The sequence below is a fragment of the Aeromonas sp. PS2Canimalfood6 genome (assembly GCF_048276795.1).
Classification (GTDB): domain Bacteria; phylum Pseudomonadota; class Gammaproteobacteria; order Enterobacterales; family Aeromonadaceae; genus Aeromonas; species Aeromonas caviae.
On record NZ_JBLUXC010000047.1, the window covers coordinates 12441 to 35466 of the forward strand.

The 23026-nt window shown below is 63.8% G+C and carries 18 protein-coding genes; 14 read left to right on the forward strand and 4 right to left on the reverse strand.

All coding sequences use genetic code 11. The annotated features are described in order from the left end of the window. Positions 1-686: 686 nt before the first annotated feature. From nrfA to ACNPAA_RS16465, 11 genes are all read left to right on the forward strand, one after another. Positions 687-2132 carry an ammonia-forming nitrite reductase cytochrome c552 subunit gene (gene nrfA, locus ACNPAA_RS16415; RefSeq protein ID WP_161469902.1) on the forward strand — a complete coding sequence of 482 codons (1446 nt, stop codon included), beginning with the start codon at positions 687-689 and terminating at the stop codon, positions 2130-2132. 51 nt (positions 2133-2183) lie between these two features. Continuing rightward, complete coding sequence (gene nrfB, locus ACNPAA_RS16420) at positions 2184-2777, forward strand: cytochrome c nitrite reductase pentaheme subunit (RefSeq protein WP_417891871.1); 594 nt, start codon at positions 2184-2186, stop codon at positions 2775-2777. Next, the gene (locus ACNPAA_RS16425; RefSeq protein ID WP_052815438.1) at positions 2774-3454 is read left to right on the forward strand and encodes a 4Fe-4S dicluster domain-containing protein; all 681 of its coding nucleotides are present in this window, start codon (positions 2774-2776) and stop codon (positions 3452-3454) included. Before nrfB ends, ACNPAA_RS16425 begins: the two co-directional genes overlap by 4 nt. Before the next feature lie 87 nt (positions 3455-3541). Continuing rightward, positions 3542-4495: a cytochrome c nitrite reductase subunit NrfD gene (gene nrfD / locus ACNPAA_RS16430; protein ID WP_052815439.1), complete on the forward strand. Its 954-nt coding sequence runs from the start codon at positions 3542-3544 to the stop codon at positions 4493-4495. Positions 4496-4644: 149 nt separating this feature from the next. Then, a complete protein-coding gene (gene nrfE / locus ACNPAA_RS16435) occupies positions 4645-6606 on the forward strand; it encodes a heme lyase NrfEFG subunit NrfE (protein WP_171865803.1) in 1962 nt (653 codons plus the stop codon). Further along, a complete protein-coding gene (locus ACNPAA_RS16440; protein ID WP_171865802.1) occupies positions 6603-7202 on the forward strand; it encodes a DsbE family thiol:disulfide interchange protein in 600 nt (199 codons plus the stop codon). The genes nrfE and ACNPAA_RS16440 overlap by 4 nt, the downstream gene beginning before the upstream one ends. Then, positions 7199-8389 carry a heme lyase NrfEFG subunit NrfF gene (gene nrfF / locus ACNPAA_RS16445; RefSeq protein WP_171865801.1) on the forward strand — a complete coding sequence of 397 codons (1191 nt, stop codon included), beginning with the start codon at positions 7199-7201 and terminating at the stop codon, positions 8387-8389. Before ACNPAA_RS16440 ends, nrfF begins: the two co-directional genes overlap by 4 nt. Before the next feature lie 350 nt (positions 8390-8739). Continuing rightward, positions 8740-9660, forward strand: coding sequence for a serine hydrolase (locus tag ACNPAA_RS16450; protein ID WP_029314613.1), 921 nt, complete (start codon positions 8740-8742; stop codon positions 9658-9660). A gap of 161 nt (positions 9661-9821) precedes the next feature. Further along, entirely contained in the window at positions 9822-9962 is a 141-nt protein-coding gene (locus ACNPAA_RS16455; protein ID WP_161469895.1) for a DUF2256 domain-containing protein, read from the forward strand. Then, positions 9962-11482, forward strand: a complete 1521-nt coding sequence (locus ACNPAA_RS16460; protein ID WP_171865800.1) for a cryptochrome/photolyase family protein — start codon at positions 9962-9964, stop codon at positions 11480-11482. Before ACNPAA_RS16455 ends, ACNPAA_RS16460 begins: the two co-directional genes overlap by 1 nt. Before the next feature lie 153 nt (positions 11483-11635). Beyond that, positions 11636-12889, forward strand: coding sequence for a D-amino acid dehydrogenase (locus tag ACNPAA_RS16465; protein ID WP_171865799.1), 1254 nt, complete (start codon positions 11636-11638; stop codon positions 12887-12889). A 77-nt stretch (positions 12890-12966) separates the two neighbouring features. Here the strand turns inward: ACNPAA_RS16465 and ACNPAA_RS16470 are convergent, their stop codons facing one another. Then, entirely contained in the window at positions 12967-14091 is a 1125-nt protein-coding gene (locus tag ACNPAA_RS16470; RefSeq protein WP_201872819.1) for an HPP family protein, read from the reverse strand. Between the two features lie 177 nt (positions 14092-14268). On the opposite strand from ACNPAA_RS16470, the gene ACNPAA_RS16475 reads away from it, so the two are divergent. Continuing rightward, entirely contained in the window at positions 14269-15381 is a 1113-nt protein-coding gene (locus ACNPAA_RS16475) for a glycosyltransferase family 9 protein (protein ID WP_201872817.1), read from the forward strand. Positions 15382-15475: 94 nt separating this feature from the next. On the opposite strand, the gene metE is transcribed toward ACNPAA_RS16475, so the two are convergent. After that, complete coding sequence (metE, locus tag ACNPAA_RS16480) at positions 15476-17740, reverse strand: 5-methyltetrahydropteroyltriglutamate--homocysteine S-methyltransferase (protein WP_201872815.1); 2265 nt, start codon at positions 17738-17740, stop codon at positions 15476-15478. A gap of 161 nt (positions 17741-17901) precedes the next feature. On the opposite strand from metE, the gene ACNPAA_RS16485 reads away from it, so the two are divergent. Further along, positions 17902-18837 (forward strand): LysR substrate-binding domain-containing protein, encoded by a 936-nt coding sequence (locus tag ACNPAA_RS16485; RefSeq protein WP_043156436.1) that lies wholly within the window; start codon positions 17902-17904, stop codon positions 18835-18837. A 73-nt stretch (positions 18838-18910) separates the two neighbouring features. Here ACNPAA_RS16485 and ACNPAA_RS16490 read toward each other — a convergent pair whose 3' ends face one another. Both ACNPAA_RS16490 and ACNPAA_RS16495 read right to left on the reverse strand, forming a co-directional pair. Then, positions 18911-19633: a siderophore ferric iron reductase gene (locus ACNPAA_RS16490; protein WP_417891873.1), complete on the reverse strand. Its 723-nt coding sequence runs from the start codon at positions 19631-19633 to the stop codon at positions 18911-18913. Positions 19634-19779: 146 nt separating this feature from the next. After that, positions 19780-21924 (reverse strand): TonB-dependent siderophore receptor, encoded by a 2145-nt coding sequence (locus ACNPAA_RS16495; RefSeq protein WP_171865796.1) that lies wholly within the window; start codon positions 21922-21924, stop codon positions 19780-19782. A 426-nt stretch (positions 21925-22350) separates the two neighbouring features. Between ACNPAA_RS16495 and ACNPAA_RS16500 the strand changes: the two genes are divergently transcribed. Then, positions 22351-23026: PDC sensor domain-containing protein (locus ACNPAA_RS16500; protein ID WP_417891872.1), on the forward strand; the 676-nt coding region annotated here is incomplete at its 3' end.

Consider the following 23026-nt stretch of genomic DNA (forward strand, 5'->3'; position numbering starts at 1 on the left):
AAAGTCTCCGTGACAGGCGGCTATTTTACCGTCAATCACCCCCTATAACCCTTCGTCATTTTCGAAAATATCGAAAGTAAATGCCGCAAACCGTCCTATTAAATTCAATAAGACGCTACCAGGACGCGAATATGCTGGAATAAAGCCCTTATTTTTCCTTTCCTGAAAACAGATGGCTCTCTTGGCACCCATTTCTACGACAGCTTCTGTCACAGAGCCCCTTGACAGGGGCCATGGGGATGGAAAACCGAAGCCTCCCCCTCACCCCTTCGCAAGCTTAATATTGAATTTAAATTCAACATCAGCAGTTCATTCTCTCTCTGCATGCGGTGTATCTCTCCGCCGCCTCTCGCCCTTCCCCCCTAGCCAGCATGATGAACATCGTTTTTACCTATTTTCATCAAAAGAGAACGGGTGGAAATAACCCTCGGATGAGGTTCAATAATTCCACCTGGATCGCACTTTTGGCATCCCTCACCCCCCTCAATTGATCTAGCGCAACTCCCACGGGGATAAATGATTATCCATTTTACCCATTTGGTATTATCCCCCCGAGCAATTGCATAAACACCGATTTATATGCAGCCATAACAATGGATCGGCCTGCCATGCCCGTCGATGATGAGCACAGATGTCCACACCAAGATGGAACGGTCAGGCCCGACATGGACTTTTATCTGGGAGTGATGACCGTGGGTTCATATGACAAGCTATTTCGACCAGGGCTGGCAGCCCTGCTGCTGACCGCCCTGCTGGGTGCAGGCAGTCTGGCACAGGCGGCCGACGAGGCACAAAGCAAGGGCAAGATCGAGGCGCGCAGCGAGCTGTTCGCCAAGGATCACGCCGATCAGTTCACCAGCTGGAAAGGCACCAGCGAGAGCCGCGAGCGCACCGACGCCCTGGCGGAAGATCCGCAGATGGTGGTGCTCTGGGCCGGCTACCCCTTCTCCAAGGATTACAACAAGCCGCGCGGCCACTTCTATGCCCTGACCGACGTGCGGGAAACCCTGCGTACCGGCGCCCCCAAGACTGCCGAAGACGGTCCGCTGCCCATGGCCTGCTGGAGCTGCAAAGGCCCGGATGTGGCCCGCGTCATCGACGAGAAGGGTGAGGATGGCTACTTCAAGGGCATGTGGGCAAAAGGCGGACCGGAGATCGTCAACACCATCGGCTGCGCCGACTGCCACGACACCGCCTCGAAAGAGTTCAAGGAGGGCAAACCCGCCCTGCACCTCTCCCGTCCCTATGCCGACCGGGCCATGACCGCCATCGGCAAGCCGTTCAAGGAGCAGGGGCGCTTCGATCAGCAGTCCCAGGTGTGCGGCCAGTGCCACGTGGAGTACTACTTCAGCGGCCCCACCAAGGCGGTGAAATTCCCCTGGGACAAGGGCACCACAGTGGAGCAGATGGAGCAGTATTACGATGAAATAGGCTTTGCCGACTGGACCCATGCCCTCTCCAAGACCCCCATGCTCAAAGCCCAGCACCCCGAGTACGAGACCTGGCGCGCCGGCATTCACGGCCAGAACAACGTCGCCTGCGTCGACTGCCACATGCCCAAGGTGCAAAACGAACAGGGCAAGGTCTACACCGATCACAAGGTAGGCAACCCCTTCGATCGCTTCGACCAGACCTGCCGCAACTGCCACACCCAGAGCAAGGAGATGCTGCAAGGGGTGGTCAAGCAGCGCAAGGACGCCGTCACCGAAATCAAGCTCAAAGTCGAGAAGCAGCTGGTGCACGCCCACTTTGAAGCCAAGGCCGCCTGGGATGCCGGCGCCACCGAGGCCGAGATGAAGGACATTCTGCAGGATATCCGTCACGCCCAATGGCGCTGGGACTTCTCCATCGCCTCCCACGGGGTGCAGATGCACGCCCCGGAAGTGGCGCTGCGCATGCTGGGAACCGCCCTGGACAAGGCCGCCGACGCCCGCACCAAGCTGGCACGCCTGCTGGCCGCCAAGGGGATCAGCCACGAGATCGCCATTCCTGACATCTCCAGCAAGGAGAAGGCCCAGGCCGCTCTTGGGATGGACATGAAGCAGATGAACAGCGACAAGGCCCAGTTCCTCAAGACCACTGTCCCCGCCTGGGATGCCGAGGCCAAAGCGGCCGGACGGCTCGCACAATGACGAGGCATGCGGGCCCGCCGTGTCGGGCCTGCAGCCGGATGGATGCTTCCTATGGGTGATTTAACAATGGATTTCTTACGACTGATGCTGATGGCAGCCATGCTGCTCACCAGCCTGCAGGGCCAGGCGGCCGATGCGGCAACCGCCCCGGCACCGACTACACATGAAGTGGAATTTCTGCGCAGTGCCGACAAGGCCTGCACCGACTGCCACAAGGAGCAGGCATACGGCATGCACGGCAAGCACGGCCAGGCGACCAACCCCAACAACCTGGCGCCGGTCACCTGCACCAACTGCCATGGTCAGCCCTCCCCCCAACACCGGGAAGGGGTCAAGGATGTGATGCGCTTTAGCGACAGCTTCAAGGACAAACAGAGTACCGAGAGCTACCCCATCGCCGAGCAGAACGGGGTCTGCATGAGCTGTCACGAGCCCAAAGTGCTTCGCGAGGCTCTCTGGGCCCACGATGTGCACGCCACCAAGCTCACCTGCACCAGCTGCCACCAGTTGCACCCGGCCAAGGAGCCCATGGTGGCTATTCCGGAGAAGTCCCGCATCAAACTCTGCGTCGACTGCCACAGCAAGCAGCATGAGGTCGTCAAGGCGGCCAAGGCGAACACCACCTCGGGCAAGGAGGCACCATGAGCTGCTCTCGCCGTCACTTCATGGCGGGGATGAGTGCGGGGGCCCTCATCATGATGACAGGGCCGACTCGCTCCCTTGCCACCCCCCTCGCCCACAGCCAGACCATCGACGGGGTACGCTTTGGCATGATCCACGACGAGACGGCCTGTATCGGCTGTACCGCCTGCATGGATGCCTGCCGGGAGGTGAATCAGGTGCCAGAGGGGGTCTCGCGCCTCGAGATCATCCGCTCCGGCCCCATCGGCACCTTCCCCGATGCCGAGTACCACTTCTTTCGCAAGTCCTGCCAGCACTGCGACAACGCTCCCTGCGTGCACGTCTGCCCGACCGGTGCCTCCCATATCCGCAAGGAGGATGGCATCGTCGACGTCAACCCGGATCTTTGCGTCGGCTGCATGTACTGTCTGGCCGCCTGCCCCTATCAGGTGCGCTTTATCAACCCTGTGACCAAGGTGGCCGACAAGTGCGACTTTTGCCGCAGGACCAACCTGGCGGCGGGCAAGGAGCCGGCCTGCGTGGAATCCTGCCCCACCAAGGCGCTGGTGTTCGGCAATCTGGATGACCCGGACAGCCCCATCGCCAAACGGCTGGTAAAGGAGACCACCTATCGCTACAAGCAGGCACTCGGCACTTCGCCCAAGATGTACCGCGTGCCCAAAGGGGAGATAAAGTCATGACGATGCAAGAGGCATTTCACTTCCCTTCCCTCGTCTGGGGATTTGTCCGATCGCCATCTACCGCAGTAACAGAAGGAGGAATGGATCATGTTGCATGACGCATTTCACTTCCCTTCACTTGTCTGGGACTGGCCAATCGCCATCTATCTCTTTCTGCTCGGCATCTCCGCCGGGGCCACCAGCCTCTCGGTGCTGCTGCGCCGCAAGGGAGCCGGCAGCGAGAGCGGCATCATCAAGGCGACCGCCATTCTGGCGCCGGTGAGCGTGGTGCTGGGGTTACTGATCCTCATCTTCCACCTGGCCCGCCCCTGGACCTTCTGGAAGCTGATGTTCCACTACCAGTTCGACTCCGTGATGTCGATGGGGGTCATGCTGTTTCAGGTCTACATGGCGGTGCTGTTTGCCTGGCTGGCGGTGGTATTTCGGGCCGAGATCGAGACCTTGCGCAGTCACCTGCTGCAAGAGAAGTTCGCCTTTGTGGATGGTCTGATTGGCTGGCTCGCCCGCATCGAGCGGCTGCTGGCGCCGCTCTTGCTGCTGCTCGCCGTGCTCTTGGGGGCCTACACCGGCTTTCTGCTGTCGGCGCTCAAGACCTATCCGCTCTTGAACAACCCGGTGCTGCCGGTGCTGTTCCTCATCTCCGGCGTCAGCTCCGGCATCGCTTCCACCATCTTGCTGGCGGTCACCCTGTTCAAGGAGAACCATCACAGCCAGGGGGTGAGCTTTGTCCACCGCTTCGAGCGGCCGGTGCTGGCGGTGGAGGTGTTGCTGCTGGTCTGCTTCTTTACCGGCCTCTACTTCGGTGGCGGCCAGAAGGAGGCAGCCATGTGGGCCGCCATCGGCAGCGGCTTCTGGGCTCAGGTGTTCTGGCTCGGGGTGGTGGGCATCGGCATGCTGCTGCCCCAGTTGCTGGCCCTGCTGGCCCCCGCGCCGCTGCGGGCCAAAAACGGCTATCTGGTACTGGTCTGCAGCCTGACCCTGGTGGGGATCCTGCTGCTGCGCTACTTCGTGCTCTACGCCGGTCAAATGACTGTCGTATAACGGTATGATCACCAGCGCCAGCCACCCTCGGGTGACTGGCGCTTATTTGTTGCGATTGGTTGTTGCCAGAAATGTGGATGTTATCCCCCAGCGCCGGTACGGTGCAGACGCTGCGGCATAACATAGACGAATGATTGACTGGAGGTTGTGTGCTGGCGGAGCTCGGCTATCTCTCACTGTTGCTGGCGACCGGGCTCGCCCTGCTGCAAGGGCTGCTGCCCTGGCTGGGGCTGCGGCTCGCCTCACGCCCGCTGCTCGGCTGCGCAACACCGCTGGCCATCCTGGTCGCGCTCCTGTTGGTGGCCGCCCTGCTGCTGCTCGCCAGCTGTTTTGGCCAGGATGACTTCACCCTGGTCTATGTGGCCCAGCACGCCAACAGCGCCCTGCCCCTTGGCTTCAAGCTGGCGGCCGTGTGGGGCGGCCACGAGGGCTCCATGCTCTTTTTCGTCTTTGCGCTGGGGCTGTGGGGCGCGCTGGTGGCCCTTTGCTCCAAACGGGTCGATCCGCTGATCACAACCCGGGTATTGGCCATCATGGGGCTGATCGTCGGGCTGTTCGGCCTCTATACCCTGATCTTCTCCAGCCCGTTTGACCGCCAGTTCCCAGGGCCGCTGGAGGGGCGCGATCTCAACCCCATGCTGCAGGACATCGGCCTCATCATCCACCCGCCCCTGCTCTATCTCGGTTACGTCGGCTTTGCGGTCAACTTCGCCTTCGCCATGGCGGCGCTGCACTCGGGTCGGCTCGATGGCGCCGTGGCCCACTGGAGCCGCCCCTGGGCGCTCGGCTCCTGGGTCTTTCTCACCGCCGGTATTGTGCTGGGCTCCTGGTGGGCCTATTACGAGCTCGGCTGGGGCGGCTGGTGGTTCTGGGATCCGGTGGAAAATGCCTCCCTCTTGCCCTGGCTGCTCGGCACCGCCCTGCTGCACGCCCTGGTGGTGTGCGAGAAGCGCGGCGCTTACGGCCACGCCGTGTTGCTGCTCTCCATCTTTACCTTTTCGCTGAGCCTGCTCGGCACCTTCGTGGTGCGCTCCGGGGTGCTCACCTCGGTACACGCCTTTGCGGTGGACCCCAGCCGCGGCCTCACCCTCTTGTTGCTGCTCGGTTTGCTATTGACCTGCGCCCTCACCCTGTTTGCCCTGCGGGCGGACATTCGCGCTCCCTATGCCCGCTTTGGCTTGCTGTCAAAAGAGGGGCTGCTCGGCGCCGCCATCCTGCTGCTTTGCGTGGCCTGCGCCAGCGTGCTGCTCGGCACCTTCTACCCCATGGTGTTCCAGTCGCTCCATCTGGGCTCGCTCTCGGTGGGCGCCCCCTATTTCAATACCATCTTCGTGCCGCTGGCCCTCTGCCTGATGGCGCTGATGACCCAGCTGCCGCGCCTGCGCTGGCAGCATCTGGCAGCCCAGCGCCGCATCAAGGTACTGCTCCCATGCCTGTTCGGCCTGCTGGGGGGCACCTTGCTGAGCCTCGCCTATCCCGAACCGCTGCGGGCAAGCTGGCTGGGGCTTGCGGCCAACGTGCTGAGCCTCTGGCTGATGGCCAGCCTGCTGCTCCCGCTCTTGCAACCGGTCGCCCTGCGCGAGCTCACCCTCAATCGGTTCGGCAGCCTGCTGGCCCACCTCGGGGTGGCAGTGTGCGCCCTCGGCATTGCGCAGGTGAGTCACCACAGTCAGGAGGGGGGCGCCGTACTCGCCGCAGGCCAACCCTATCGGCTCGGCGCCTTCGCGTTTCGCTATGAGGGGAGCGAGCCCATCATCGGCCCCAACTACACCGCCGAGCGCATCACGCTTAGCGTGCATCAGGATGGTAAAGAGGTGGCGCGGCTGACGCCGGAACGGCGTCACTACAGCGTGCGCACCATGAACATGAACGAGCCTGGCATCGCGTGGGGAATGCTCGGCGATCTCTACGTGGTGCTTGGCGAGAAGATGGGACCAGGCGCCTATGCCATGAGGCTGCACTACAAGCCACTGGTGCGCTGGATCTGGTTCGGTGGCCTGTTGATGATAGCGGGTGGCACACTGCGCCTGATCGTCCGCCGGCCGCTGCTGGCTAACCATCCTGCGGCAGCGACCGCCCCCTGCCCTCGGCTTGAACAGGAGTCCTTATGAACGCCCGTTTGCGCCTGTTCGTGCCGCTCGTGCTCACCCTGGGGCTCGGCGCCCTGCTCTGGCTCGGCCTTGGCAACAACCCCTACAGCCAGGATGAGGCCGTCGCAGGGCGCAACCTGCCCGCGTGGCAGAGTGACGATCTGCTTGGTGGCCCCCCCATCCACACCGCGGCGCTCAAGGGGGAACCCTTCGTGCTCAACGTCTGGGCCAGCTGGTGCCCCAACTGCCGCGCCGAGCATCCGCTGCTGGGTGAGCTGGCCAGCGCTGTGCCCCTCTATGGCCTCAACTACCGGGACAAGGTAGATGCCGCCCGCGCCTGGCTCATCGAGGCGGGCAACCCCTATCGCACCGTGCTGGCCGACCCTGACGGCAAACTTGCCCTGGAGCTCGGCGTCTACGGCACGCCGGAGACCTATCTCTTCGCCGGCGACGGTACCCTGTTGACCCGCCATACCGGCCTGCTCACCCGGGAAGTCTGGCAACGCCAGTTTGCCCCCCTGCTTGCAAAGGCCCGCGGCAACACCGCCAGCCAGCCCGAAGTGGAAAGAGAAGTGGAGAGAGAAGTAGAGAGACAAGTGCGGGAGAGCAAGCCATGAACCGTCTCGGCCACGCCCTGATAGCGCCGCTCTTGCTTGCCTTGAGCCTCGGGGCCCTTGCCAGCGGGGTCGACACCTATGAGTTTCGCCACCCCGAGCGGCAGACCCGCGCTCAGGAGCTGGCCCGCTCCCTGCGCTGCCCCCAGTGCCAGAACCAGAACCTGGTGGAGTCCAACTCCCCCATCGCCCGGGATCTGCGGCTTGAGGTCTACCGCTGGGTGGACGAGGGACAATCTGATGAGCAGGTGATCGCCCGCATGACGGAGCGCTTCGGCGATTTCGTGCGCTACGATCCCCCCTTCAAGCGCAGCACGGCGCTGCTGTGGGGCGGCCCCGCCCTCTTGCTGTTGCTGGCGCTCAATCGCCTGCGCAGGAGCCTGCATCGCCGGCAACCGGCGCGGGTGCCGCTTGTCGGCAACAGAGCCGAGGGGGCGCTCGCCCACGACCCCAGGGCCGAGCTGAACCGGCTGATCATGGCCGAGCAGCAGGCGGGGCTTGCCCCCCACAGCCGCCTCTACCGGGAGCTGGAGCTGGCCCACCTCGCCAACGCCACCCCAACCGCCGAGCAGGCCCTGCGCGAGCGGCTGGTAAGAGATAGCACCGCCCGTCCGCAGCTCTGGCTGCGCTCCTGGATACTGCTTGGGACCCTGCTGCTGGCGCTGATGGCCGGTATTTATGCCGGCACCGGCCGCTATCAGGCGTGGCAGGCTTATCAATCGCGCCCCGATCCGCTGGCGGGATTGAGCCCGCGGGATCTGCAAGACAAGGCGCTGGGCGCCCTGCACCAGCGCCTGCAAGCCAACCCCGCCGATCTCGACGGCTGGGCGGCGCTCGGCCAGCTCTATCTCTATCGGGACGAGTACGCCAACGCCCTGCTTGCCTACCAGCGTCTCGCCCTGCAAGAAGGGGGCGCCAGCGCGGCGACCCAGGCCGCCCAGGCTACCGTGCTCTACTACCAGGCAGGCCAGCAGCTCACCCCGGAGGCGCTGCGTCTGCTTGATAGCGCGCTCAAGCAGGACAAGGGCGAGGTGAGCGCCCTGATGCTGCTCGCCTCCGATCACTTCCTGCACGGCCGCTACTCCCAGGCCATCGCCCTCTGGCAGCAGTTGCTGGACGAGGAGCGTCCCCGCATCAACCGGGCCGCACTGATCGAGGCCATTCAGACCGCGCGGATGATGGGAGGATGAAGCGGGGCAAAACGGCGATAATGCAGCGGGCCATCTTCCCTGCCGGGCGCCGTTTTTATCGCCATGGTCGCCATTAACGACCCCTTCATCATCCCAAGGCGCCGAAAGGTGCAAAAAGAGTCGTCATCCCGCCCCTCACCAGCATATAGTGCGCCCCCGTAGTGGCGTGTCTGCCATGGCCTGACAGGCCTCTATGACTCCCTTTTGCGGGCCCGATAGCCCCGATGCGGGGGATTTCAAGGTGCGCCAACCCATAAAATGGAAATATCCGGCCACCAGACGTTGTGAAGCGTCAATTACCGTCATATAACTTAGCCAAATGTCCCTGTGAGTCGTAGTAGAGTCAAATCATGAACCTTCGTCCTTTTCTTCCCTTGCTGCTCGGCGCCTTCCTCCTTCCCGCCAGCATGGAAAGCGCCCATGCCAACCCGTTTTCTGCGACCTCTTCTTCCACCAACAGCCTGCTCGAACCCCGCAGCAACCTTCCGCTGAGATCCGATGCCTACGTGGTCGTCAACCCGAAAACCGGCGAGACACTGGCAGAGCGCAACGCCAACCGGGTGATGTCCATCGCCTCCATCACCAAGCTGATGACAGCGCTGGTGGTACTGGACGGCAATCAGCGCCTCAACGAAACCCTCACCGTCACCATGGATGACGTGGACAGACTCAAGGGCACCGGGTCGCGCCTCGCGGTGGGCTCGCGCCTGAGCCGCGCCGACATGCTGCACATCGCACTGATGTCCTCTGAAAACCGCGCCGCCTCCGCCTTGGGACGACACTACCCGGGTGGCCGCAAGGCCTTTATCGAGGCAATGAATGCCAAGGCCCGCATGCTCGGCATGTGGAGCACCCATTTCGCCGACAGCACCGGGCTCAACCCCCGCAACGTCTCCACCGCACACGATCTCGCCAAACTGGCTGCCGCCGCATCCACCTACCCGCTGATCCGCCAGTACACCGCCTCCGAGCAGCGTCTGGTACGCAACGGCAAGCGCCAGCTGCACTACCTCAACTCCAACCGCCTGGTACGGGAAGGAAGCTGGCCCATTCTGGTCTCCAAGACCGGTTATATCCGCGAGGCGGGGCGCTGCCTGGTGATGGGAACCCGGGTCAACAACGAGCCCGTGGTCATGGTACTGCTTCACGCCAACACCACGGATGAACGGGTCGCCGATGCCAGAAAGATCAAGAGCTGGCTGGAAACCTCGGGCCGCATGACCCTGACGGCGCAGTCCACTCCCCAGCCCAGGCTCTTCAGCAGCCAGTAACGGCTACGAGAACAAGGGCCCCCGAACCGGCAGGTGCGGGGGCCTTTTTCATGAGTGGCAATCACCCCCTATTGCCTCTTTCTGCTCCCCCAGTGATCCCGACCGTATGGAGCTTCGTTAAGGAGGCAGAGAGAAACCAAGGGCATCAACAGGGCCGCCACATGCACCTCAAACCCCATCTACCCGAGAAGATCTGTCCCGTCTGCCTGCGTCCTTTTGCCTGGCGGCGCAAGTGGGCCCGCTGCTGGCAGGAAGTGCGCTATTGCAGCGAACACTGCCGTCGTCGGAAGGAGCACCCCTGATGGAGCTACGCCTCATTCTCGGGGATCAACTGAACGCAGGTCACAGCTGGTTTCGCACGCAGGATCCCGCTGTCTGCTACCTGATGGCGGAGCTGCGCCAGGAGACGGACTACTGCCGCCACCATCGCCAGAAGGTGCTCGCCTTCTTTGCCGCCATGCGCGCCTTCGCCGCCGCCCTTACCAAGGCGGGCCACCGGGTCTGCTACCTGACTCTCGATGAGAGCGCCCCCTGGCCCGATTTGCCGAGCTTGCTGGCGGCCCAGCTCGAAGCGCATCAGGCCGAGCGCTTCGCCTGGCAGAGCCCGGACGAGTGGCGCCTTGCAAGCCAGCTGACCCAGTGGGCCTCAGGCCTTGCCATCCCGACCGCTGAGGTGGACAGCGAACATTTTCTCACCCCCCGCGATGGCTGGCGACGCTACCCCCACAGCCGGATGGAGTTCTTCTACCGCGCCCTGCGAAAGCAGTACCGGGTGTTGCTCGATGAGCGCGGCCAACCCCTTGGGGGGCGCTGGAACTTCGATGCCGAGAATCGCGCCAAATTGCCGGCGAGCCAACCCATCCCGGCGCACCTCACCTTTGCCAACGAGGTGAGCGACATCGATGCCATGCTGACCCGCCACGGCGTCGCCACCATTGGCAGTGCCGATGCCGACGCCCTGCCCTGGCCCGTCACCCGGCGCCAGAGCCGCGCACTGCTTGAACACTTCCTTGCACACTGCCTGCCCCACTTCGGCCGCTATCAGGACGCCCTGAGCGAGCGGGGCTGGAGCCTGTTCCACAGCCGCTTGTCGTTTTCCATGAACAGCAAGATGCTCCATCCCCTCGAGGTGATCCGCGCTGCGCAAGCTCACTGGCAGGCCAATCAGGCCACCATTTCCCTGGCGCAGGTGGAGGGGTTCATCCGCCAGATCCTCGGCTGGCGCGAGTTTGTCCGCGCCCTCTACTGGGAAAAGATGCCCGAGTATCGGCGCACCAACTTTCTCGGGGCCGAGCGACCCCTGCCCGGTTTTTTCTGGAATGGAGAAACCAGCATGGCCTGCGTGCGTCACGCCATTCGACAGTCTCTGGAGCACGCCTATGCCCACCATATCCAGCGGCTGATGGTGACCGGCAACTTCGCCCTGCTGGCGGGTATCCACCCTGACGAGGTGGATACCTGGTATCTGGGCATCTATGTGGACGCCATCGAGTGGGTGGAGCTGCCCAACACCCGCGGCATGAGCCAGTTTGCCGATGGCGGCCTGATGGGCAGCAAGCCCTACGCCAGCAGCGGCGCCTATCTCGAGCGGATGGGCCACTACTGCAAGGGGTGTCACTATCAGGTGAAGGCCCGCAGCGGGCCGGACAGCTGCCCCTTCAACAGCCTCTATTGGCACTTTTTATGGCGCAACCGGGACAAACTTGGCAACAACCCTCGCCTCGCCCTGCCTTATGCCAACTGGGATGGCCAAACCACAGAACAGCAGCAAGCCATCCTGACGACGGCAGAGCATCATCTGCTCCACCTGGAGCGGCTCTGAATCGACCGGATTTCATGCCAGAAAGTGAGCAAATGACAACATTGAGAGCCAGTTAACAAAATGTGAATAGCGATAACCACCAATGACATCGACACCAGTTGAATATCCTGTGGCGGCTGATTAAGGTGGAGGCCCCAGTCAAGGAGAGACAAGATGGACATAGTGGTACTCGGTGGTGGCGTGGTCGGTGTGACCAGCGCCTGGTATCTGGCCAAGGCCGGTCACAAAGTGATCCTGCTGGAGCGGCGTGACGGGGTGGCCCTTGAAACCAGCCATGCCAACGCGGGTCAGATCTCCCCGGGTTATGCTTCCCCCTGGGCTGCCCCCGGCATTCCCCTCAAGGCCGCCAAATGGCTGCTGCAAAAGCACGCCCCCTTCACGGTGCGGCCCACCTCGGACCCCTTCCAGCTGCGCTGGATGCTGAAGATGTTCGCCAACTGCACGCCGGCGGCCTATGCGGTCAACAAGGGGCGCATGGTACGGCTGGCCGAATACAGCCGCGACTGCATGAAGCAGTTGCGGGGCGAGCTCGCGCTCGACTACGAAGGGCGCCAGCTCGGCACCCTGCAACTGTTTCGCAGTCAGGCCCAGCTCGATGCCAGCCAGCGCGATATTGCCGTGCTCGAGGAGTACGGCGTCCCCTATCAGTCCCTCGATGCCGGCGGCTGCGAGGAGGTCGAGCCCGCCCTGGCAAGGGTGCGTGGCAAGGTGGTGGGGGGCCTGCGCCTGCCGGGAGATGAAACCGGTGACTGTTTCCGCTTCACCCAGGCCCTGGCGGACGAGGCCCGCAAGCTCGGGGTGAGCTTCGTCTTCAACTGCGCCATCGACGAGGTCGAGATCGCGAAGGGACGCGCCGTGGCGGTCCGTGCCGGCGAGCAGCGCTTCCAGGCCGACGCCATCGTCTGTGCCCTCGGCAGTTATGGCACCGGCTTCCTGCGCCCCCTCGGAATTGAGCTCCCCGTCTACCCGGTCAAGGGGTACTCCCTCACCCTGCCGATGACGGATGCCGAGGGTGCCCCGCGCAGCACTGTGCTGGACGAGACCTACAAGGTCGCCATCACCCGCTTCGACGAACGGATCCGGGTGGGCGGCATGGCCGAACTCTCGGGCTTCAACCTGGCGCTCAACCCCAGACGCCACGATACCCTGGCCATGGTGGTGAGGGATCTCTTCCCCCAGGGGGGAAATCTGGAGCAGGCCAGCTTCTGGACCGGGCTACGCCCCATGACGCCGGACGGCACACCCCTGGTCGGCCCAAGCCCCATTCCCGGGCTCTGGCTCAATACCGGCCACGGTACCCTGGGCTGGACCATGGCGGCAGGATCGGGCCAGTTGCTCAGCGATCTCATCTCGGGCAATACCCCGGATATCAGCGACGAGGGGCTCACCCTGGCCCGCTACGGCTAGGCATTGGCCACCGTCTGTGCAAGTCTGCGAAATAAAGAGGGCGTGCCTGGCACGCCCTCTTTTTTCTTGCCCCCTGGCTATGACGACACCGGGGTCGCCTCCTCGCTCGTCAGTCCGGGTTTCAGGGCCAGGGTGAACAGGGCCGCCACCATGTCGGACTGGGTGATGATGCCCACCAGCTGCTCCCCCTCCACCACCGGCATGTGGTGCAGCCCCCCGTCGGAGAAGGCCTCCACCAGATCGTAGAGAGGCTGGTAGCGCCGCGCCGTCTGCACCTCCCGGGTCATCAGATCCGCCACCTGCTGCTGCTCAAGGGCCTCCTTCGCCCTCGGCTGGTGACCCGCCCGGTCGATCATCAGGTCGTGCAGGGTGATGATGCCGACCAGCCTCTCCCCCTCATCCACCACCGGCAGCGCCTTGATCTGGTGGTGGGAGAGCAGATGCCACGCTTCCATGGCAAGCGCCTGTGGCGTCGTCACGACGAGATCCCGCGACATCACATCCTGGCAACGCACCGTCCCCACCCGCTCGCGCAGGGCGTGAAGCTGGGCCTCCTGCAGCAGCTCCTGCAGATCCTGGCGGCTGATGTCCAGCAGCTCCCCGTGTTTTTGCAGGGCAAAGTCGATGTCCTGGGTGGCGAGTCGGGCACTCGGCTGGGGATCCGCCGTCTGGTGGCGATTGGGCGCCGCCTTGCCGCCATGGGGATAACGACGCCCCAGAGCGCGGTTGTAGAGCAAGCCCAGACTCAGCAGCAACAGGGAGTTGAGCAGCACCGGCAGCAGCACGTAGCCGACCCCGAGCGCCCGGATCCCCTCGCCGCCGATGACGGCGGTCAGGGCCACGGCGCCGCCGGGCGGGTGCAGGCTGCGGGTGAGGAACATGGCGGCGATGGCCAGCATCACCGCCAGGGCCGAGGCGATAGCCATGTCCGGCACCAGGTTCGCGCTCAATACCCCCATCAGGGCCGAGACCCCGTTGCCCACAAGGATGGACCAGGGCTGGGCCAGGGGGCTGGCCGGGGCGGCAAACAGCAGCACGGCGGAGGCCCCCATGGGGGCGATGAGCCAGTGCACCTCGAGCCCCAGCCCCCAGCGACACAGCAAGGCGGTGCCGAGCAAGCCGATGAGGGCGCCAAGGGCGCCGTAACAACTCTCTTTGACGCTGGTATTGGTCGATACCGGCAAAAAATCCCTGAACTGCATGGTGCTCCCGCGGACGATAACATTTATTTAAAATGCGCAATTCTAGCCACTTTCCCCCGTCCCAGACCAGCCCCCCGCTCCGCCATGGCCATCATCCGCACGCTTTTTCCCTTCTTAACATTGTCTTAAGAGTCCGCTGGCACCCTTTACGCCATCCCAACACTGGAGCCCAACGGTATGACTCACCTCAACGATGCCCTGCGCCGCTTCGACGGCCAACGCCGGGTCTGGACGGCGGGACTGGAGCGAACCCTGCTCGGCTGGCTTGCCAGTCGCAGCGCATTGCCGCCCTCTTCGCAGGCACCCCGCCGGATCCTGGTCATTCGCAGTACCAACCGCATCGGCAACAACCTCTTCCTGCTGCCCTTCCTGCACCAGCTTCATCGCGCCCATCCCCACGCCGAGCTGGAGCTGGTGTGCAGCCCCACCGCCCTGCTCCCCTTCCTGGCCGATCTGCCCCTGCGGCACATTCATCAGATCCGGTTGCAGGGCAGACACCTGCCGGGCGCCCTCTCGGCACTCTCGCGTCTGCGCCGCCAGCACTACGACAGGGTCTACGTCCCCTTCGCCTCCAGTACGGATCACTTCATCGCCGCCTGGGTACAGGCCCGGGAGAAATGCGGCTTCGACGATGGCCATGGGGATCTCATCTTCCCGCGTCCGCAGGCTCCGGACAGTGAGTGCCACTACGCCCACCAGCCCCTGCAACTGCTCGGCATACCGGGCAATCCGGCCAACCCCATCCCCCTTGGCAGCCTGTTGCAGGGGCCAAGCCCGGCCTTGAGTGCGCTGCGACGAGCCTATCCTGGCCGTCCTCTGATCGGCTTTTTCACCGGCGCCCGCAAGGGCAAGGGGCTCTCCCAGCCCCAGTGGCAGCGGTTGCTTGGGGATCTGCGCCGTCACAGCCCGGATTCCCTGCTGATCCAGCTCGCGGATCCCGCCGCCCCCGAGCACCTGCTCGGGGACGTGCACGTTTCCCTTGGCAACATGGGGGAGCTGGCCCGCTTCACGGGCGGCCTCTCCCTCTTCGTCAGCGCCGACACCGGTCCCCTGCACCTGGCTGCCGCCAGCGGTGTGCCCTGTCTTGGCCTCTTTACCCAGACCGACCCCGCCCGCTACGGGTGCCTGGGCGCCCAGCACCTCAATCTGGTGATCGAGGATCGCAATGCCATCCCCCTCGACCAACAGTGGCTGACCGAGGCGCTCGCAAGCGCCCCTCACCGGGTGACGATGTCGGTTTCCCCAACCCGCTACCTGCCCGCACCCCGGCCCGCCCTGATCCCCCTCTAGGGAGCGGCCATGCAAAAAAAGAGGGAAGGCTGTCGCCTTCCCTCTCTCGTCTTGGTGACACTCACCGGGCGCTCGTCCGGGTGAATGGAAGCCCTCAGGCCAGCTCGGCGCGCAGCGCCCGAGTCGCATCGACCATCACCTTCAGGGCAGCGGTGGTCTCTTCCCAGCCGCGGGTCTTGAGGCCGCAGTCCGGGTTCACCCAGAGCCGGTCTGCCGGGATTTGTTGCGCAGCCTTGCGGATGAGGTCTTCAATCCAGCCCTGGCTCGGTACGTTCGGCGAGTGGATGTCGTAGACGCCCGGACCGATCTCGTTGGGGTAGTTGAAGCGCTCGAACGCTTCGAGCAACTGCATCTGGCTGCGGCTCGTCTCGATGGTGATCACATCCGCGTCCAGCGCCGCCACCGCCTCGATGATGAGGTTGAAGTCGCTGTAACACATGTGGGTGTGGATCTGGGTGCTGTCCACCACCGGGCTTGCACTCAGGCGGAAGGCGCGCACCGCCCAGTCCAGATAGGCCTGGTGATCCTGCTTGCGCAGGGGCAGCCCTTCGCGGATCGCCGGCTCGTCGATCTGGATGATCTTGATGCCGGCGGCTTCCAAGTCAGCCACCTCGTCGCGAATGGCCAGGCCAATCTGCAGGGCGGACTGCTCGCGGCTCACGTCTTCCCGCGGGAAGGACCAGCAGAGAATGGTCACGGGGCCGGTCAGCATGCCCTTCACCGGCTTGTCGGTCAGGCTCTGGGCAAACTTCGTCCACTCAAGGGTCATGGGGGTCGTACGGTCGATGTCACGGGTGATCACCGGCGGCTTGACGCAGCGGGAGCCATAGCTCTGTACCCAGCCAAATCGGGTGATGGCAAAGCCGTCCAGCAGCTCCCCGAAATACTCCACCATGTCGTTGCGCTCGGCCTCGCCGTGCACCAGCACGTCCAGCCCGATGGCCTCCTGGCGCTCAATCGCATCCTTGATCTGGGCCTGGATGCCCGCCTCGTAGGCCTGGTCATCGATGCGCCCGGCACGCCAATCCTGACGCAGCACCCGGATTTCAGAGGTCTGCGGGAAGGAGCCGATGGTGGTGGTGGGCAGGAGCGGCAGCTTCAGATCCGAGCGCTGCGCGTCGGCACGCACCGGGTAGGCGCTCTGGCGATCGAAGTCACTGTTGGTCAGGCTGGCGAGGCGCGACTGCACCACCTTCTTGTGAACCCGGCTGTCAGACTCCCGATCCACGATGGGCTGGCTGTAAGCCTCGATTTTGTCCAGGGCGCCACCGTCCAGGTAGTCGGACAGCAGCCCCAGCTCATAGCACTTTTGCAGGGCAAAGGCGAACCAGCTGCGAGTCTGGGGATCCAGCTCGTGCTCCAGGGTCAAATCCACCGGGCTGTGCAGCAAGGAACAGGAGGAGGCCACCCAGAGGCGCTCGCCAAGCTTTTCTTTCAAGGCCTTGAGGGTCGGCGCCAGCTTGGCCAGGTTGGCACGCCAGACGTTGCGGCCGTTGATGACACCCGCCGAGAGTACCCACTGTGCCGGCAGGTGCGGGACCAGGGTCTCCAGCTGCTCGGGGGCTGCCACCAGATCCAGGTGCAGGCCGTCCACCTTCAGACTGGTGATGATGTCGCGCTGATGGGCCACGGACCCGAAGTAGGTGGTGAGCAGCAGCTTGCAGGGGCCGCTCAGGCGCTCATATGCCTTGAGGTAGGCCAGGCGCCACTCGTCCGGCAGGTCCAGCGTCAGGGCCGGCTCGTCGATTTGCACCCACTCCACCCCCTGGGCCGCCAGTTTGGCCAGGATCTCCTGGTAGACGATCAGCAGGCGATCCAGCAGTTCGAGGCGGGAGAAGCCGCTCTCTTTCTCCTTGCCAAGCCAGAGGTAGGAGACGGGGCCCAGCAACACCGCCTTGACCGGCAGCCCAAGGGCCTTGGCCTCTTCCACCTCGTCAAAGATCTGGCTCCAGCCCAGCTTGAAGCGCTGGTCACGGTAAAATTCCGGCACCAGGTAGTGGTAGTTGGTGTTGAACCATTTGGTCATCTCGGCAGCGGCCGCCGCCGGGCCGGTCGGCGCACGGCCACGGGCCACCCGGAACAGGGTGTCGAGGTCGGTGTCGCCGTGGCGGTGACGGGCAGGCACGGCGTCTACCAGCAGGCTGGTACCCAGCACCTGATCGTACCAGGCAAAATCCCCCACCGGCAGCAGGTTGACCCCGGCGGTACGCTGGGCCTGCCAGTGGCGCTCACGCAGGCTCTTGCCCACGGCGACCAGCTCGGCCTGGGTGGTTTCGCCACGCCAGTAGGATTCGAGGGCAAATTTCAGTTCTCGCTTGGCGCCGATACGGGGAAAGCCCAGGGTGTGTGCGAAGGTCATAGGTTCCATTCCTTATGCTCGTTTATCTGATGAGGATCTGGATTGTTTGGCCATCCAGATGTTTACACATCCAAAATGACAAGATAAGGTGGCCTTGGCTATTGAATCCTCTTCAACTGGCTCTCAAGAATTTCTCAACTGACGCACAAAGGAGCAGTGCCATGGTCGCGCCCACCCCATCCAGCCCCCCTCAGAGCAGCAATCTGGGCATCGATCTCAAACACCTGAAGACCATCAGCGCCCTGGCCGAGCAAGGGTCCCTGGCCGGGGCCGCACTCACCCTCAACCTCACCCAGTCCGCCCTCTCCCACCAGCTCAAGGAGCTGGAGACCCGCCTCAATCTGGAGCTGTTTCTTCGAAAAAGCCGCCCTCTGGTGCTGACGGCGGCAGGCCAGCATCTGCTGGCCCTGGCCCGTCAGGTGCTGCCCGCCCTGGCCCAGACCGAGCGCCAGCTGGTCGCCCTGCACAGCGGCGAGGCGGGCAGGCTGCATCTGGCCCTCGATTGCCACAGCTGCATCCAGTGGCTGCTCCCGCTGTTGCCGGACTTTCGCCGCCAGTGGCCCGGCGTGGATCTGGAGGTGGAGTCGGTGCCGGGTTTCGATGCCATCAGTGCCCTGCTTGGCGGCCAGCTCGACCTGCTGCTCACCTCGGATGTGCAGGCCCGCGGAGATCTTCATTTCGAGCCGCTGTTCGCCTTCGATCTCACCCTGGTGATGGCGCCGGATCACCCCCTCTGCCAGCAGCGGCGCATCACACCGGACGATCTGCGGCCGGAGGTGCTGCTGGTCTACCCGGTGGAGCGGGCGCGCATGGACGTGTTCAGCCGTTTCCTGCAACCGGCCGGGGTGGAGCCCGCCCGTTGCAAACCGGTGGACAACACCTCGGTCATGCTGCAGATGGCCGCCGCCGGGCTCGGGCTCGCCGCCCTGCCCCGCTGGGCCAGCGAGGAGTTCGTGCGCCAGGGCCTTCTTGAGGCGCGCCCTCTCGGGGAGGGCATTCGCCGCCACATGTATGGCGCCGTGCGCGCCGCCGACAAAGATCAGGCCTGCCTGCAGAGCCTGTTCGAGCGCATTCGCACCCGGATGGCGGCCCAGTAAGCCGGGCACAAAAAAGCCGCCAGGATCAGGCGGCTTTCACCACGGGTTGCCCGCGCAGACGAAGAGTCGGGTATCAGCATTCACCACCCCTCGCCTCACCCAGCCTTCGCGGGCAGTTGCCACACAGTTCCCCATCCCGGCGCTTGTAGTGCAGGCAGCAGCGCTGACGCACATAGCCCGGGAAGGCCTCGTCCCGGGGCAGCCCCGCCTCGCGCCAGCCCGTCAGATGTGCCGATGGCAGGCCACAGGATTCAAGCCAGAGGGGGGCATGGGCCCTCACCTCCTCCCGACTCACTTCCCCGAAGAAATCGGGTACCCGCACCAGGGCCGCCAGCAGATCGTCCGCCAGGAGCGGGCGCACGAAACCGGGGCGCAGCCGCTGCGCCGTCCCAAGGAGGGTGAACTGCCCCTGCCAGTGCGCCTGGAGTCGCTCCCCGGCCGTCTTGATCAACACGCCGGCCTCCCCTTTGATCATGGGCTCGGCCGGCAGGGTAAAGCCCGACACCACGCCGGCCTCATGCCCCTGTCCCAGCCTGTCGAGGGCAGGCACGGCCTGATGGCGGTAGACGGCCACCATGGCGAGATAGATGGATTGCCAGCAGAGCATGCCCCAGCTGCGGGTGAGCCAGTAGGCGGGCCCCGCCTCCGGGTGTGCCTGCTGCCAGTGCGCATGGAGGGCTGCGGCCACCTCGGCCGACGTCGCTCCGGCGGCATCCGTCAGTGGCGGGCGCACGTCACCGGCCGCCACCAGGTTCCCCTTGAGGGATGGAATCAGGCTGGCCGCCGCCGCGAACAGGGCCTGGTGATCCGAGACGAGGGCGCGTTCCGCGTCCGCTTTCTCCCGGCCAAGGCCGTGCTCCCGACCAAGGCTGCGCGGCACACCGCGCGCCCTCTCCTCGCCCATTCGTTGAAAGGGCCCCGGGCGCGTGCCGGGGCGCAAGGTCAGAATGCGTATTTGAGTCGCGCCTCCACGCTTCGTTCGGCCCCGAACCAGCAGTTGTTCTGGTCGTAGCAGGAGTAGTAGGTCTTGTTGAACAGGTTGCTGGCGCCAAGCGATACACCTACCCCCTTCAGGCTTGCGCTGAGGGCGGCGAGATCGTAGGAGGCGGACATATCCATCAGGAGGTAGTCCGGTACCTTGTCGGTGTTGGCGGCATCCATCTCGGCCTCCCCCACGTAGCGCAGGCCGGCGCCCACTCGCATCCCCTCGAGGTTGCCGCCGGGGTAGTAGTTGCTCCACAGCGACGCCATCTGTCTGGGGACCCAGACCGGCGTCTTGCCCTGCAACGTGGTGGTATCGCGCGTGATCTCCATGTCCATCAGGGTGTAGTTGAGGGCCAGATCCAGCTGGCTGGTGAGATCGGCTCTCCCCTCAAGCTCGATGCCCCTGGAGACCGTCTCCCCGGTCTGCAGCTTGGGCCCGTAGACATTGTCCGGATCCGTCACCAGGGCATTCTTCTTGGTGATGTGGAACGCCGACAGCGTCGCCGTCTTGCTCATGTCGTCGGAGAGGAACTTGACGCCCCCTTCCCACTGATGACCGGTCGCCGGTTTGAACGCCTGACCCTGCTTGTCCGCCCCCGGCACCGGCTCGAAACTCTCGGCATAGCTCGCATAGGGGGAGAAGCCGCCATCCAGCTCATAGAGCGCGCCGACGCGGAAGGAGAGGTTGTCCTGATCGATGTGGGCCAGGGACTGGCTGTCCGCCCCCTGATAGAGGGTCCGGCTGTCGGTGTCCATCCGGTAGCGGTCGTAGCGGGCGCCGCCGATGGCCACCAGCCGATCGAGGCGCACCTGATCCTGCAGATAGACGCCGGTCTGGGACTGACGGATCACCTTTTTATCCTGGTAGTTGAAAGTGAGTGCCTCTGGGACTATCTGGCTATGGTTCGGGTTGAAAATGTCGATGCTGGGCGCCGAGTAGTCGAGGGTATCCCGGTAGAGGACATGGGCATCCAGGTACTGGTAGTCGACCCCGAGCAGCAGGTTGTGCTGGGCAGAGCCCGTCTGTACCTTGCCCGCCAGCTGGTTGTCGATGACAACGCCGCGAGAGTCTTCATCGGTGAGATAGGCGTTGCGGGCCAGGGTGCGGTTGTCCGCCGCCAGGGCCGCGTTGTAGGTGTTGCGCTGATAGGCAGACGCATCCATGTAGCGGGCATTTTGCAACACCTGCCAGCGCTCGTTGAAGTCGTGGCTCAGCTTGTAGCCCAGCAGGGTCACATCCCGGTTGTACTCGTTCCAGTTCTCGTCGCCAAGGAAGGTGTCACTGCCAAGCTGCCCCAGGGGATTGGATTTGGCCGAGCCGCTGGCGGGCACAGTGGTGTAGATGCCGGCCTCGGGATCCTTCTGGTAGTAAAGGTTGAGGTTCAGCAGGGTGCGCTCGCCGAGCTGCCAGTCCAGGGACGGCGCAAAGACGTAGCGCTCCTCCTTCGAGGTCACCGCCTGGCCATCCTTCTCCCGGGCCAGTCCCACCAGCCGATAGGCGAGCTGCTCGTTGATGGCACCGGTGCTGTCGAGGGTCATCTCCTTGAGGGTGCCCGTGCCGGTCGCCACGCTCACGTTGTGCTTGCTCTCCCGCTGGGGGCGCTTGGCGATGAGGTTGACCATGCCGCCGGGGGGCATGCTGCCATAGAGCACCGATGTCGGCCCCTTGAACACCTCCAGCTGCTCGATGGCCACCGGATCGATCTGGGGTTGCAGGTTCCAGTCGTTGTACTGGAGCAGCAGGCCGTCATAGAAGTTCTGGTAGTTGTCAAAGCCACGGATGTTGAACAGATCCAGCCGGTTGACCGCCCCGCCCCTCAGCTCGGTGTTGACGCCGGGGACGTAGCGCAGCGCCTCGCTCACCGAACTGACACCGCGCAGCGACAGGGTCTCCCCATCCACCACCGAGATGGCCTGGGGCGTCTCGATGGGGTCGAGCCGGGTCTTGGTCGCGGTGTTGCGATAGGTCTGGCCGAGCACGGTCAGGGTCTCGTCGGCGGTGGCCGTATCCTGGCTGTCGGACGCGGCGGCCTGTACAGAGCCTGCAAGCAGGGTGGAGATGGTCACGGCGACCAGGGTCAAAGGGGGGTGAACAAGCTGCATCTGATCCTCGATTACTTACTGCATGTGAATAGTAACAAATATCATTTGCATTTTATTGTTCTATTTTGCCCCGATATTAACAATTTGGGGCATGTTGGCGGGGAAGCGGGAAAAGCGAGGGTGGCAGGCACGCCATCTCCTATCGGAGGCAAGATGGCAACGTCGTCGAGGCTCTCTGAGAGGGTCCATCATGGCCGCCTGATGAAGGTCACCGCCTTCACTTTCACAGCCAATCGGCAAGTAACCATCACATATTCAGAACATGGCGGCATTTTCACCCCCATATTCACACTCATCAGACAAGTATGGTCGCGTTCTCCCTCCCCTTGTTGATCCTGGTCAATCGCTATTGATAAAGGAGGCGATAGCATGCCCACCCTTTTATCAGCCCTGATTGAGACAATACCAAGCCATCAGCACACGCCTATGAATGAGACCGCCCACCAAAACCTGCACTGCGATACCCAGCTCAACGTCACCTTCGGAGTCATCATCCTGACCCTGCTCATCGCCCTGATGGCCGTCAGTGTCAGCATCCGGACCTCTGCCGAGCGCAAGTATCACAAGGTGGCGGCCATGTTCGTGCACAACATGGCGACCCAGTCCATCGAGCCACAGTTCAAGTCACTGGAGCATGTCCTCAACGAAACGGGCAGTGTCATCGATGAATCAGGCCTGGATGCCTTCCTCAATGAGGGCCATACATCCCTTGGCATCTCCCTGATGCAAACGTTGGCGCTCACCCCCTATGTGAAGAGCATCCTGCTCGCCGATCCACAGGGGCGGTTCAACTCCATCCCCCATCTGCCGGTCGAGGAGCACGTTGATGCCAGGAAGCGCCCCTGGTTTCTCTCCGCCGCCGTGCGAACACCCTTCGTGCACTACACCGACCACTACACCAGCCAATTCGACGACAAGAGCCGCAGCGTCTCCGTCTCCCGCCCCCTGCTCGACAGGGAAGGATTCTTCCTCGGCACCCTGGCCATCTTAAATGCGAAAGGGGACTCCCTCCGACGTAGGTGGGAGGGGAATTTCGCCGGGGCGTCAGCCCCGCTGGTTTTGAATGTATTGCTTGATCACCTCCAACGGTGCTCCGCCGCAA